Genomic DNA, 13,775 nt, shown 5'->3' with positions numbered 1-13,775 from the left:
CCCCAGTCCGAGAAACACCACGCACCCCAGACACCCGTGCCCACAGCAGCCGGCCCCGCCCCGGACTACCCGGGACCACCAACAAGGTAACGGGCCTCAAACCCGATCGCATGTGGCACTCCACAATGGCCTTCCTCGGGGTCAGCCCCAGGGCCTCCAGGCCCAGGAAATTCGTCAGATCAGAGTCGGTGAGGGTAGGCTCATGCACGTCGAGGACCCTCAGGTGGCGTGTGTAGCAGTTCTCATCATCGGGGGATCTCGACTCCTAACCGGTGCAACGATGCACCATCCAACTCCATCCCGAACAGACCCGTAGGTGCTGCCTACCGTGCTCTCGAGTCAGATTAATCAGCCAATCCTAAGTAAGATAAGCCTTTGATTGGTTGATGTGTTATAGTCCACTGTATTGGACTTCAGTCTGAACTTGCCAGCGTTGAATTCGGCAAGCATGATCTTGGTTAAACTCGTGGCACGACGACCAGCGACGCCCCGCAGCCGATCCTGGGTCAGCCTCTGGGCTGGTTCTCAGACTCCCTCGGCCAACAAGGACGTGGTCGGACCGGCCGCGATGTGGTCAGGCCGTGAGGCGTCGCAGCGACTAGGGGAGGAGCAGTCATGACACAGAGCGACGATGACTCCACGCGGGCACGCGTTCTCGACCTCATCGCTGAGAAGGGTCCTGTGTCGGCGGCCCAGCTCGCCAAGGTCCTGAGCCTGACGCCGGCCGCCGTGCGCAGGCACATCACGGCGCTCGAGGACGCCGAGCAGATCGAGGTCCACACCCCGGCGCTGACGGGCAGGCGCGGCCGTGGTCGCCCGGCCCGGCACTACGTCCTGACGCCCAAGGCCCGCACCTCCTTCGCGGAGGGCTACTCCGATCTGGCCAACCGTGCCCTGCGCTACCTGTCCCAGGTCGCCGGTGACAAGGCGGTCGACTCCTTCGCCGCGGCCAGGGGCCGTGACCTCGAACGGCGCTACGCCGCCGTCGTCGAGTCGGCTGGCAAGGACCCCTCCGAGCGGGCCCGTGCCCTGGCCGATGCCCTCACCCTCGACGGGTACGCGGCCTCGGTGCGCGACGTCGGAGACGGCTCCTTCGCCGTCCAGCTGTGCCAGGGCAACTGCCCGGTGCGCGACGTCGCGGGGGAGTTCCACGAGCTGTGCGACGCTGAGACGCAGGCGATCTCCCGCCTCGTCGGCGTCCCCGTCCAGCGTCTGGCCACCCTGGCCGGAGGCGAGCACGTCTGTACCACCCACATTCCCATCGCCATGCCCGCGCTGCGCAAGCGCGCGGTCCGGGCGGCGGCTAAGACGCGAGGCCTTGAGACCAAGCGAATGGAAGGAACCCGATGACACTGCCAACAACCGAGACTGCGCGTAGCACCGACGACGAGATCATTGACTCGATCTCAACGAGCTACGACTTCGGCTGGCACGACTCCGACGAAGCCGGCGAGAGGGCCAAACGAGGCCTTGATGAGCAGGTGGTCCGCGAGATCTCCGCCATCAAGGGTGAGCCGGAGTGGATGCTCGCCAAGCGTCTCAAGGCCTACTCGACCTTCGAGCGCAAGCCCATGCCCACCTGGGGCGTGGACCTCTCCCAGCTCGACATGGACGCCGTCAAGTACTACGTGCGCTCCACGGACCGGCCGGCCAACTCCTGGGACGACCTGCCCGAGGACATCAAGAACACCTACGACCGCATCGGCATCCCCGAGGCCGAGCGCGAGCGCCTCGTAGCGGGAGTCGCCGCCCAGTACGAGTCGGAGGTCGTTTACCACCAGATCCGTGGTGACCTGGAGGAGCAGGGAGTCATCTTCGTCGACACCGACACCGCTGTGCGCGAGTACCCCGAGCTCGTCAAGGAGTACTTCGGGACCGTGGTTCCTGCAGGTGACAACAAGTTCGCCGCCCTCAACACGGCCGTGTGGTCCGGAGGCTCCTTCATCTACGTCCCCAAGGGCGTCCACGTTGAGATCCCGCTCCAGGCCTACTTCCGTATCAACACCGAGAACATGGGCCAGTTCGAGCGCACGCTCATCATCGCCGACGAGGACTCCTACGTCCACTACGTCGAGGGATGCACCGCCCCCATCTACTCCACCGACTCCCTGCACTCGGCGATCGTGGAGATCGTGGTCAAGAAGAACGCCCGCGTGCGCTACACGACCATTCAGAACTGGTCCAACAACGTCTACAACCTCGTGACCCAGCGCGCCACCTGTGAGGAGGGCGCCACCATGGAGTGGGTCGACGGCAACATCGGCTCCAAGCGGAACATGAAGTACCCGGCAGTCTTCCTCATGGGGCCCCATGCCCGTGGCGAGGCCCTGTCCATCGCCTTCGCCGGTGCGGACCAGCACCAGGACACCGGCGCCAAGATGGTTCACATGGCGCCGCATACCTCCAGTCACATCGTCTCCAAGTCGATCGCCCGCCACGGAGGACGCAGTGCCTACCGCGGTCTGGTACAGATCATGAAGAACGCCCGCCACTCCAAGTCCAACGTGCTGTGCGACGCACTCCTGGTCGACGAGATCTCCCGCTCCGACACCTACCCTTACGTTGACGTGCGTACCGACGACGTCGAGATGGGCCACGAGGCGACCGTCTCCAAGGTGAGCGCGGACCAGCTCTTCTACCTCATGCAGCGCGGCCTGACCGAGACCGAGGCCATGGCCACGATCGTGCGCGGCTTTGTCGAGCCCATCGCCCGTGAGCTGCCCATGGAGTACGCCCTCGAGCTCAACCGGCTCATCGAGCTGCAGATGGAGAACTCGGTCGGCTGACGCCGCCGCACCGAACCGTCTCAGTCAGCACGCCCAGCTTTCGAACCCCACCTCATCACACGGCCGGACGCCGGCCAAGGAGCACCTCCACATGCCTGATCTCTCCACCGACCATTCGAGCGCCACGCTCGAGGGCGCCCACTCCCACGGCGGACCGCGCTACGTCTCCTCGCGCGCCGATCGCCCCATCTCCTTCGACCCTGCCGACATCCCGGTGCCGCGCGGACGTGAGGAGGAGTGGCGCTTCACGCCCATGAAGCGCTTCGCCCCGCTGTTCGACCTCGACACCGTTCGCGCGGCCACCGCCGCAGGCGAGGCGAATGCCGACATCGCCGCTGTCCGTATCGAGACCGATCTGCCCGAGGGCGCGCGCCTCGAGACCGTCCCGCGCAGCGACCCCCGTATCGGCGCTGTGGGCGCCCCGGTCGACCGCACCGGAGTCATTGCCTGGAACGCCGCCGAGACCGGCACCGTGCTGACTGTTGAGGCAGGCGTCCAGCTGGAGCGGGCCGCGCGGCTGGCCGTCATCGGCCAGGACCCGGAGCTCACGCGCCCCGCGGCCCAGCACATTCTCGTCGCCGCCGAGTCCGGTTCCAAGGGAACCGTCGTGCTCGATCACATCGGCACCGCAGCCCTGACCCAGGGGGTCGAGGTGACGGTCGCCGACGGCGCCGAGCTCACCCTGGTGACCGTCCAGGGCTGGGAGGATGCCGCCGTCCACGCCTCCAACCACCGGGTGAAGGTCTCTGGCCGAGGTGTCCTCAAGCACGTCGTCGTCAGCCTCGGTGGAGACGTGCGCATCTGCCCCGACCTGGGCTACTCCGGCGAGGGCGGGCACATCGACGCCTACGGCGTCTACTTCACCGACGCCGGCCAGCACCAGGAGCACCGCCCCTACGTGGCCCACACCGAGCCCCACTGCTACTCCCGCGTCACTTACAAGGGCGCCCTCCAGGGCGAGGGCGCGCACGCCGTGTGGGTGGGGGACTGCCTCATCGGACAGGCCGCCCGCGGTACGGACACCTACGAGCTCAACCGCAACCTCGTCCTGACCGAGGGAGCCAAGGCCGACTCCGTGCCGAACCTGGAGATCGAGAACGGCAACATCGAGGGTGCCGGCCACGCCAGCGCCACCGGCCGCTTCGACGACCAGCAGCTCTTCTACCTGCGGGCCCGCGGCATCCCCGAGACCGAGGCCCGTCGCCTCGTCGTCCTGGGCTTCTTCAACGAGATCGTCGCCGAGATCGGTGTCGACGAGGTTGAGGAGCGCCTCATGGCCGCCATCGAGAAGGAGCTCGAGCTCACCGGCCTCATCGCCGTCCGCACCGGCCAGGACCCCTTGGCCGTACCGGCAGCCGAGTGACAGGCCGGACCCGCGCAGCGGTCCGCCTACCCGCAACCAGACCACACCATCCAGCTGAAAGAAACGCCGTATGAGCACTCTGCAGATCAAGAACCTCCACGTCCAGGTGGCCACGAACGACGGCCCGAAGCCCATCCTCAAGGGAGTCGATCTGACCATCGACTCCAACCAGGTTCACGCCATCATGGGCCCCAACGGCTCGGGCAAGTCCACCCTGGCATACTCCATCGCCGGCCACCCCGACTACGAGGTCACCGACGGCGAGGTCCTCCTCGACGGCGTCGACCTGCTCGAGATGAGCGTGGACGAGCGTGCCCGCGCCGGTCTCTTCCTGGCCATGCAGTACCCCGTCGAGGTTCCCGGTGTCACCGTTGCCAACTTCCTGCGCACGGCCAAGACCTCGATCGACGGTGAGGTCCCCAAGGTGCGCCAGTGGGTCGGTGAGGTCAACCAGGCCATGAAGAACTTGCGCATGGACCCCGCCTTCTCCCAGCGCGACGTGAACGCAGGCTTCTCCGGCGGGGAGAAGAAGCGCTTCGAGATCCTCCAGATGGAGCTGCTGCGCCCCCGCTTCGCCGTGCTGGACGAGACCGACTCCGGCCTGGACGTCGACGCCCTGCGCATCGTCTCCGAGGGCGTCAACCGCCTCCACGACGAGTCCGACGCCGGATTCCTCCTCATCACCCACTACACGCGCATCCTGCGCTACATCAAGCCCGACTACGTCCACGTCTTCGTCGACGGGCGCGTGGCCGAGGCCGGCGGCCCCGACCTGGCCGACCGTCTGGAGGAGGAGGGCTACGACCGCTACCTCGCCTGACCGGTCCCACCCGTGCAGGAGCCGACGACGGCGCGTCGCGCATGTTCTCGTCGTCGTCGGCCCCGGCATTGAAGAAGTGGGACTAAGGTTCCTCGTGACCTCGGCGCCCAGCCTCCGGCGAGCGCATCGGGCACAGTCCGCATCGAATCGGAAAGGCACGTCATGACCCAGTCCACGGTACCGTCCACCGGGGCGCCTTCCGCCGGCGCGCTCAGTGCCGAGGAGGTCGCCGCGATCCGCGCCGACTTCCCCTACCTCGAGAGACCTGCACGCAACGGCGAGGTGCTGGCCTATCTGGACTGGGCCGCCACGAGCCAGAAGCCCGCCAGTGTCATCACTACCGAGGCCGACTTCTACCGCACCTCCAACGGTGCTGCGGGGCGCTCGACCTATCAGCTCGCCGACGAGGCCACGGCCACCTTCGAGGATGCCCGTGACGCCGTCGCCGCCTTCGTCGGTACGCGCGGCAGTGAGCTCGTCTTCACTAAGAACGCCACCGAGGCCATCAACCTCGTGGCCCTGGCTATCGGGCACGCCAGCCTGGGGCGGTCGGCGGCCCGTGGCGGTGGGGTCGCGGACAGCGCTGACCCGGCTCGGCGCCTCATCATCGGAGAGGGGGACGAGGTCGTCGTCAGCCGGGCCGAGCATCACGCCAACCTTGTGCCCTGGCAGGAGCTGTGCGCCCGCACGGGTGCCACCCTGAGATGGCTGGACCTGACCGAGGACGGGCGCATCGACACCAGCACGCTGGACGTCATCACTGAGCGCACCCGCGTGCTTGCCCTGACCCATGCCTCCAACGTCACCGGCGCTATCAGCCCGCTCGACCTCATCCTCCCGCGCGCTCAGAAGGTTGGCGCATTCGTCGTCCTGGACACCTGCCAGTCAGCCGCTCACCTCCCGCTGGACTTTCGCGCACTCAAAGCGGCCGGCGTGGACGCCATGGTGCTCTCCAGCCATAAGATGCTCGGACCCACCGGCATCGGCGCGCTCGTGGCCACTGAGGAGCTCCTCGCAGCCATGCCGCCGGTGCTGACCGGAGGCTCCATGATCGAGGTCGTCACCATGGAGTCGTCGACCTACATGAGCGGCCCGCCCCGCTTCGAGGCCGGCAGCCAGCCGTTGGCGCAGGCCGCAGGATGGCGCACAGCCGTGGACTACCTGGCGCGAATCGGCCTGGACCGGCTCCACGCCACCGAGCAGGCCCTGACTCGGCAGGTGCTCGAGGGCCTCGACCAGGCTCCCGGACTGCGCCTGGTCGGCCCATCCGATACCACTGACCGCCTGGGCGTGGTCGCCTTCTCCATCGATGGAGTCCACCCCCACGACGTCGGCCAGGTCCTCGACGCCGCCGGCGTCGCCGTGCGCACCGGTCACCACTGCGCCCAGCCTATCCACAAGCACTTCGGCATCCACGCCTCCTCGCGCCTGTCCTTCGGGGCCTGCTCCACGCCCGAGGAGGTGGACCGTTTCCTGTCCGCCATCGCCGACGTCCGACGCTACTTCCAGAGGTGAGCATGAACGAACTCGACCAGCTCTACCAGCAGGTCATCCTCGACCACTCCCGCGAGCGCCACGGCTCCGGCGCCCTCGATACCCCGGACGCCACCAGCCACCAGGTGAACCCCACCTGTGGGGATGAGGTGACTCTGGGGGTGCGCGTCAAGGACGGGAAGATCGAGGCCGTCGGCTGGGAGGGGGACGGCTGCTCCATCTCCCAGGCCTCCATCTCCGTCATGCACGACCTCGTCGACGGCGCCGACCTGGCCACCGTCGCCCGCCTCGAGGCGGACTTCGACACCCTCATGCACTCGCGTGGCAAGGGCGTCGACGACGCCGTCCTAGATGACCTCGAGGACGGTGCCGCCTTCGAAGGGGTCTCGAAGTACCCCAACCGTGTCAAGTGCGCCCTGTTGGGCTGGATGGCCCTCAAGGACGCCCTGGCCAAGTCCGGCGTCGCCCTGCCCGCCTCCGAGTCGGCAGACCCCGAGTAGCCCGATCGTCCCACTGCCTGACCACCGTCCTACCTCCGAGAGAGAAGGAGAAGCCATGAGCGAGAATCCCGCCGGGGTGCCGGCTGCTGCCGACAACCCCATGGCCGCTCAGCAGCCCCCGGCCGCTGTCGCCAGCACCGAGGGCGTTGATGTCGCCGCCATCGAGGAGGCCCTGCGCGACGTCATCGACCCCGAGCTCGGCATTAACGTCGTCGACCTCGGCCTGCTCTACGGGGTGTCGATCGAGCCCGACGGAACGGTCGTGCTCGACATGACCCTGACGACCGCTGCCTGCCCGTTGACCGATGTCATCGAGGAGCAGGCTCAGCAGGCTCTGTCCCTCATCGCGGACAACGTCCGCATCCAGTGGGTGTGGCTGCCGCCGTGGGGGCCGGACAAGATCACCCCGGAGGGCCGCGAACAGCTGCGCGCCCTGGGCTTCAACGTCTGAGACCGGGCTGCGAACACTGCTGGCCTGTTTCTGATCGGCCCGCACACCGGAGATCGGTGCGCGGGCCGTCGTGTCGTTAAGAGGACAGAGTTACTGAGGAAGTCAGGACAGGTCCTCCTCGACGCCGAGGATGGCCTCGCGCAGGACGCGCGCGTGGCTGTGGAGGTGGTCGTGACCGGCGAACAGAAGCGTTACCCGTCCCTTGAGGGCCTCGTCGCGCAGGCGCTCGACGGCGGCTCTGGCCTCGGGCCGCTCGGTGAGCTCGGCCCGGTAGGCGTCGACGAACTGGGGCCAGGGCATCTCCCCGCTGTGGAAGGTCCGTCGTAGCTCGGTGGTGGGGGTGGCGTCCTTGGCCCACTCATCCAGGTCGGCACGCTCCTTGGAGACGCCTCGGGGCCAGAGCCGGTCCACCAGGACCCGCGTTCCGTCGTCGGGGCCGGGCTCCTCGCGGATGCCCTTGAGGACCACGTTGTCAGAAGAAGGATGTCGCTCGCTCATGCCGTCGACGCTACTCGCCTCAGCTGCCGATGCGATCCCATCGGCTCGTAGTGAACCGAGCATGCACTGCAATGCACCCATGGTGTCTTTCAGTGCCGTTGGCGAGTCGGCCTCAGCAAGCCACAACGCGGCCTCGTTCATTGCTCCGGACCGCTGATGAGTGCCAGCCGCCGTCAGACCTTCAGCTGGCTGACTTGCTACAACGCCGTGCACTGCCACTTCTACTGCCGCCGTCTGCTCCAACTTCTACACTAACGACCGCCGCGCAAACCACTCCCGCGTCCGTCAACAGCGACAAGACCCCTGACGAAGTATCTATAGACCATAGTGACACCCTTTGCAAAGATGGAATAGTGCATCGCTAGAGACCCGCAGAAAGAGTTGGATAACCATGGATTCTGTAACCATAGCTCATTCGGCAGCCGAGACCTTGCTCGGACACGACCGAAATGTACAAGTACGCGAGATCACTCAGTTTGCGGCGGTCGAAGTGCCGGATTGGATAGAGCGTCATGGCCAACCAGTGCAGTACCCCTACGATTTGCTTCTGCGAGCCGGTGAAGTTGGTCTTTTGGAACTTCCCTTCCTGCCTCGCAGTATCAACGTACCACAGCCGATGGTCGACTATATACACACGTTAGAAGAAATTGCTTTCCATAGTTTCACTATTGCGCAGATGATTCATATTCAAGTTCTCGCTTCAGTTCCACTTATCGAATTTGGCACATCTGATCAAAAGTTTCAATGGCGCAAAGAACTATTATCTGGTAGATCAATTGCAGCCAATTGTATTTCGGAGTTCGATGCTGGATCAGATGTCGTTAATATTCAAACTACAGCCGTACGCGAATCAGGTAATTATAGCATTAGTGGGCGCAAGCGTTGGGCAACTCCGGCAGCAGAAGCTTCCGTACTGAATGTGCTATGTAAAACAGGTGAAGGACCTCAAGGTCTCACTATGTTTTTCTTGCCTGCTGACGAGAGCGGATGGAAAATAGGAGAGTCTGAGGAAAAGTTGGCAGTTGCCGCATTGCCGACGAACTCTGTTGTTTTTGAGGCGGTCCAAGCAGAGGAGAAGTCGATCGTCGGTAAGCGCGGGCGCGGTCTACTGGTTGCCTCACAGATCTTTGACCGTGGGCGACTCGGGATTGCCGCTTGTGGGCTCGGCATAGCTAATAGAGCTTTATCTGAAGCGCGGGGGTATACTAAACAACGTAGGCAATTTGGGCAGCCAGTATTCGATTTTCAAGCGATTGGATTCAACTTCTCCGAATTGTCAATTCGTGTCAGTGCTGCGCAGGCATTACTTACTGAAGTTGCCTCCCGGTTTGATAGTTCCCTTCGGGGGGCAGAATTGACTGTACTGGCCGCGAAAGCGAAGATCTGCGCTGTCGATGCTGCAATCGATTGCGTCTCAAAGTCTTTGCGAATGGTGGGGGGAATCGGGTATACGCTGGACCAGCCATACGCCAGACTGCTACAGGAGGCGTTGCTTCTTCAATTTATAGAGGGGACGCGCGAAGCTCTCTTGCAGACGGTGAAGAACTCGCTATGAGAACTGTGATGACTGAATCTATCTCCCGCCTCATAGCTCCAAGCTTTCGAGATACTGATTTAGCTAATTCGGTCTGGGACGTCATTATCGTAGGTGGAGGCTTAGTCGGATTGTCCTTGGCGTGTTCGCTTGTCACAGAGTGTCCGTCTCTTAGTTGCCTAATTGTGGAGGCGGGACCCGAGGCCACATGCAATGGGGCGCACATTAGATCGATTGGGGATGACGCTGAGCGCCAGTCAGCAACGAGGCTCTCACAAGGACCGCTTAGAGGAGTATCCATTAGTCGTGCAGCCTCCGCAGCTGCCCACAATCTTCCAGTGTCTGAGCGAGCTAACAGTCTGACTCGCCGGGCTGGACTTCACGAGGTAGCCCGAGGGAACGGTGCGATCCGTTTGCAGGGCGCTACTGCGCTTGGCGGTATGGGGTTGTATTGGCTCGGCGCGTGTCCAGATCCTAGTCCGTCGGAGCTACCAACCTTCATTCCCTATACAGAAATGAGATCCGCCCTTGCGGAAGCTCGCTGTATCTTGTCAGTTCAAAATGATCAATTTTTAGATTCAAGATTTACTGACTATGTTCAGAATAAGCTTGCAGACACAGCACCTTTTGCAGGCGTCAAACGTATGCCTATGGCAGCCGTTCGCTCTTCGGACACTAGGGCAGTGACGAATAGCGTTGAGGTTCCTTTGCGGAAGATCGAACGTCAGGTGCCTCGGCGTTTTCTGATTCGTACAGAAACCTCGTGTCTCGAAGTGAAGCCGCCTGATACCAACGTTATTAGGCTAGTCAAACTGAAGGACAATCAAACTGGACGGACGTATTACGAGAATACTCGATTTGTAGTTCTGGCCTGTGATGCGATTCGCTCTGCGCAGCTTCTATATGCATCCGGAGTTCGTTTGGATGCGTTGGGGGCGTACTTCAACGAGCATACTCAGATTAGCCTAATTGCACCTATTGAGATGCCGGTAGGGACTCCTCGTGCTGATCTCATAGGTGGACCTCTTGGTGCAGACTTGTCCCCACACGAGTCAATCCCGGCCGGCGTGACTTGGCTTCCTTACGGAGTGTGTGATCTGCCATATAATGGCATGATAACGAGAATTGATAAAAAGGAGTCACTTTTGAGTATGAGTGATACTGCTGCCCTGGCGTCTATCCATTTATATCTTCCGGAATTGCTCTCTGCAGAGAATAGAATTTCCTTCTCTGAAAAGAGGACCGACTGGCTGGGACTTCCTGCTCCAATGCTGTCCGAAAACTCCGAGGCGTCTGAACCTGATTTAAGGGAGGAGGTTATGCGCTCTTCGTTGAATATTGCTCGTATTTTGGGTGCAAGTTGGCTTCCTGAGTCGCCTAAGGTATTGCCGAGAGGCTCTTCGTTGCACTATCAGGGCACCGTCAGAATGGGGGAGCGGAATAACGGGAAAAGTGTTTGTGACAGTGTTGGTGAGGTTTGGGGTGAGCCTAATCTGTTTGTGGCTGGTAATGGCGTTATACCCACGGCTACCGCGTCAAATCCGACCTTATATAGTGTCGCATTGGCCATGCGGTCAGCTGACGCAATTTTAAGACGTCTAGGTTTGCATTAGTTCAGCAAGATTCTATGGGATAGTTGAGTTGTCGGTGGGGAAACTTACTCATAGGGTGGAGGATTGGCAAAATCGGTGAGTGGTTGTGGACTGTTGGGGTTTTTGAAACTGTTTGAGGCTAATTTGTTTGAAAGATGTATATCAACGTAAACCCGAGGACTGCGGTTCTTAGTGCTCTTCTGTAGTTGGGTTACAGGGGCGTCATAGGTATTGATGTTGGCGATAGCTTGTTTCCTTATAGTGAGTCTGGCGATAAAAATTTTCTACAGCAACGAACCTTTATCCATATAGAATACGCCCGCCTAAACCTCAGCATCCACCCCTGAAGTGTTACAAACACTTAAACGATATACCCCAATTTTTGTATCAAGTAAGGTCATTATGAAACCATTATCGTTGCTGCAGATAGATTCAATGGTTGTTATCGAGACGCAGGGTGATGTATTTGATAGTTTATTTCAAGTGGAACGAAAATATTTGACGCAGGTGGGAAGAATGCGCCGATCTGAATTTTCAGCGGTTCGACACTGCGCTAGAGCTGCGTTGAGTTATCTGGGATATGAACGTCCGGTTATGGTGCCAGGGCTGGCCGGCGAGCCGACGTGGCCGGAGGGGGTCGCGGGAAGTATGACTCATTGTCCAAGTTACTGCGCTGCTGCTGTAGCGCCCTCTGATGTATATAAGTCAATTGGGATCGACGCCGAGCCCAATGAATCACTCTCGTCTGGAATGTTAGAGAGGATTGCGTCCTTTTCTGAGCGCACTCACGTACAAACACTATCAAACAAATTGCCGAACGTTGCATTTGATCGCCTTTTATTCTGCATAAAAGAAAGCGTATATAAAGCATGGTTTCATCGCTTTGGTGAATGCCTTCGCTTTAAAAGTATTAATGTGAATATAGAAGTTTGCGGAAGTCTGCATTTTGTAGTTGCGTCAAATGTAACAGTGAGATTTAATCAGTTAGGCTACTGGAATGAAGATGGTGGGATTCTAGGGAGTGTCGTGGCTTTTTATGCTTGAGGGTGTGTTGGTCTAGTGTTGCGTGTCGTTAGTTGTTTTGTGGTTGGTGTTTAGGGTGATGGGGGTGTGGCGAATAGACCTGCTCCTGGACTGGTTCTACGTGAGGGTGACCTGGAGGTGCTCGAGTCCTGGCTGCGTACCACGACGGTGCCGGCTGGTTTGGCGCGGCGGGCGCGGATCGTGCTCCTGGCCGCTCAGGGGGTGGCTAACAGTCGGATCGCGCAGGCGGTGGGGGCCAGCGTCCCCACGACGGTCTCCTGGCGGCGCCGCTACCAGGCCGGGGGTGTGCGGGGGCTGGAGGACGCGCCCCGCTCGGGGCGTCCCAGGCAGGTGCCTCGGGAGCGGGTCGTGGCCGCCACCTTGGCGCCACCTCCCAAGAGGTACGGGGTCACGCACTGGTCGAGCCGGCTGCTGGCCCGTCACCTGGGCATCGGCAACGCCACCGTGGCGCGGGTGTGACGCAGCTATGGGATCCAGCCCTGGAGGTCGGGGACCTTCAAGTACTCCACCGACCCCGAGCTGGTCGCCAAGGTCACCGACGTGGTGGGCCTGTACCTGGCACCCCCGGACAACGCCGTGGTGCTGTGTGTCGACGAGAAGTCCCAGATCCAGGCCCTGGACCGCACCGCCCCGATGCTGTCCATGCAGCCGGGCAGGATCGAGCAGCGCACCCACGACTACACCCGGCACGGCACCTCCACCCTGCTCGCCGCCCTGGAGGTCGCCACCGGCCGCGTCACAGCCGCCTGCAAGCCCCGCCACCGCAGTACCGAGCTGCTCGTCTTCCTGCGCCAGGTCACGCGCGCCTACCCCGACGACGAGCTGCACCTGGTGATGGACAACTACGCAACCCACAAGACCCCCGAGGTGCGCGCCTGGCTGGAGGCCAACCCTCGCGTCCACGTCCACCTCACCCCCACCAGCGCCTCCTGGCTCAACATGGTCGAGATCTTCTTGTCCGTCATCGACCGTGCGGCCATCCGCCGAGGAGTCTTCACCTCCGTCAAGGACCTCAACACCAAGATCCGCGCCTTCATCAACGGCTGGAACCAGCGCTGCCACCCATTCACCTGGACCAAGACCCCCGACGAGATCCTCACCAAATACCAACCAAAAACAAACTATCAACACAAGACACTAGTTGTTGTGGGTTATGAGGTTGTAGTCATGGGGTGCTGGGGGCAGCGGGGCCTGGGCTGTCAGGATGGGTGGTGCTGAATCATCCTTCCGATAGGAGAAAGCCCCGCTGCCATGACCCACCGTAACGCTGTGTTGACGCCTCAGGGCCGCTACCGGCTCGTGATGCGTGTCCAGGCCGGTCGCCCCATCGCCCATGTAGCCGCCGAGGCCGGCATCGCCCGCGCCATGGGTGTCGAAGTGGGTCGCTCGTTACCACCAAGGAGGAACCCAGGCTCTTGAGGACCGCTCCGGACCAGTGCCGAGATGGTGGACCTCATCGAGCACTGGTGCCGCGCCCACAAGTGGTCCGCCCGTCGTATCAGCCACGAGCTCGCCGCGCGCGGGACAGTGGTGTCGGTACGCACCGTGACCCGATGGCTGGACAGAGCCGGCCCAAGCCGCTGAGGCGGCACCCGAACCCCACCGGACAGACCAACCGTACCAGTAAACCCATCGTGGCCCGCTTCCCGGGCCACATGATCCACTGGGGTGCGTGGTGTTTCTCGGACTGGGG

The 13,775-nt window shown here is 62.0% G+C and carries 11 protein-coding genes and 2 pseudogenes; 12 read left to right on the top strand and 1 reads right to left on the bottom strand.

The features are described 5' to 3' along the window. The first annotated feature begins 615 nt into the window (after positions 1–615). From HMPREF9056_RS00110 to HMPREF9056_RS00080, 7 genes are all read left to right on the top strand, one after another. Positions 616–1,350 (top strand): metalloregulator ArsR/SmtB family transcription factor, encoded by a 735-nt coding sequence (locus HMPREF9056_RS00110; protein ID WP_009401699.1) that lies wholly within the window; start codon positions 616–618, stop codon positions 1,348–1,350. Next, positions 1,347–2,786 carry a Fe-S cluster assembly protein SufB gene (gene sufB, locus HMPREF9056_RS00105; RefSeq protein WP_009401697.1) on the top strand — a complete coding sequence of 480 codons (1,440 nt, stop codon included), beginning with the start codon at positions 1,347–1,349 and terminating at the stop codon, positions 2,784–2,786. Before HMPREF9056_RS00110 ends, sufB begins: the two co-directional genes overlap by 4 nt. 91 nt (positions 2,787–2,877) lie before the next feature. Next, entirely contained in the window at positions 2,878–4,149 is a 1,272-nt protein-coding gene (gene sufD / locus HMPREF9056_RS00100; protein ID WP_009401693.1) for a Fe-S cluster assembly protein SufD, read from the top strand. A gap of 70 nt (positions 4,150–4,219) precedes the next feature. Then, positions 4,220–4,969: a Fe-S cluster assembly ATPase SufC gene (gene sufC / locus HMPREF9056_RS00095; protein ID WP_009401690.1), complete on the top strand. Its 750-nt coding sequence runs from the start codon at positions 4,220–4,222 to the stop codon at positions 4,967–4,969. 162 nt (positions 4,970–5,131) lie between these two features. After that, a complete protein-coding gene (locus HMPREF9056_RS00090; RefSeq protein ID WP_009401686.1) occupies positions 5,132–6,484 on the top strand; it encodes a SufS family cysteine desulfurase in 1,353 nt (450 codons plus the stop codon). Between the two features lie 2 nt (positions 6,485–6,486). Beyond that, positions 6,487–6,963, top strand: a complete 477-nt coding sequence (gene sufU / locus HMPREF9056_RS00085; protein WP_009401685.1) for a Fe-S cluster assembly sulfur transfer protein SufU — start codon at positions 6,487–6,489, stop codon at positions 6,961–6,963. Between the two features lie 55 nt (positions 6,964–7,018). Continuing rightward, positions 7,019–7,414: a metal-sulfur cluster assembly factor gene (locus HMPREF9056_RS00080; protein WP_009401684.1), complete on the top strand. Its 396-nt coding sequence runs from the start codon at positions 7,019–7,021 to the stop codon at positions 7,412–7,414. A gap of 102 nt (positions 7,415–7,516) precedes the next feature. Here HMPREF9056_RS00080 and HMPREF9056_RS00075 read toward each other — a convergent pair whose 3' ends face one another. Continuing rightward, on the bottom strand, positions 7,517–7,912 hold the full coding sequence (locus tag HMPREF9056_RS00075) for a DUF488 domain-containing protein (protein ID WP_034513136.1): 396 nt from the start codon (positions 7,910–7,912) through the stop codon (positions 7,517–7,519). A 391-nt stretch (positions 7,913–8,303) separates the two neighbouring features. Here HMPREF9056_RS00075 and HMPREF9056_RS13225 point away from each other — a divergent pair, with 391 nt between their 5' ends. From HMPREF9056_RS13225 to HMPREF9056_RS13915, 5 genes and pseudogenes are all read left to right on the top strand, one after another. Continuing rightward, positions 8,304–9,467: an acyl-CoA dehydrogenase family protein gene (locus tag HMPREF9056_RS13225; protein WP_087942139.1), complete on the top strand. Its 1,164-nt coding sequence runs from the start codon at positions 8,304–8,306 to the stop codon at positions 9,465–9,467. A gap of 662 nt (positions 9,468–10,129) precedes the next feature. Further along, on the top strand, positions 10,130–11,059 hold the full coding sequence (locus tag HMPREF9056_RS13920) for a GMC oxidoreductase (RefSeq protein WP_157184955.1): 930 nt from the start codon (positions 10,130–10,132) through the stop codon (positions 11,057–11,059). 381 nt (positions 11,060–11,440) lie between these two features. Next, positions 11,441–12,082, top strand: coding sequence for a 4'-phosphopantetheinyl transferase (locus tag HMPREF9056_RS13215; protein WP_253269863.1), 642 nt, complete (start codon positions 11,441–11,443; stop codon positions 12,080–12,082). 90 nt (positions 12,083–12,172) lie between these two features. Further along, positions 12,173–13,223 (top strand): annotated as a pseudogene (locus HMPREF9056_RS13210) (IS630 family transposase). Between the two features lie 110 nt (positions 13,224–13,333). After that, positions 13,334–13,444, top strand: a pseudogene (locus HMPREF9056_RS13915) (leucine zipper domain-containing protein); the annotation flags it as partial. Between the last annotated feature and the right edge of the window lie 331 nt (positions 13,445–13,775).

It is taken from the genome of Actinomyces sp. oral taxon 170 str. F0386, from assembly GCF_000195595.1.
GTDB lineage: Bacteria > Actinomycetota > Actinomycetes > Actinomycetales > Actinomycetaceae > Actinomyces.
This window is presented reverse-complemented; position numbering and strand designations above follow the sequence as displayed.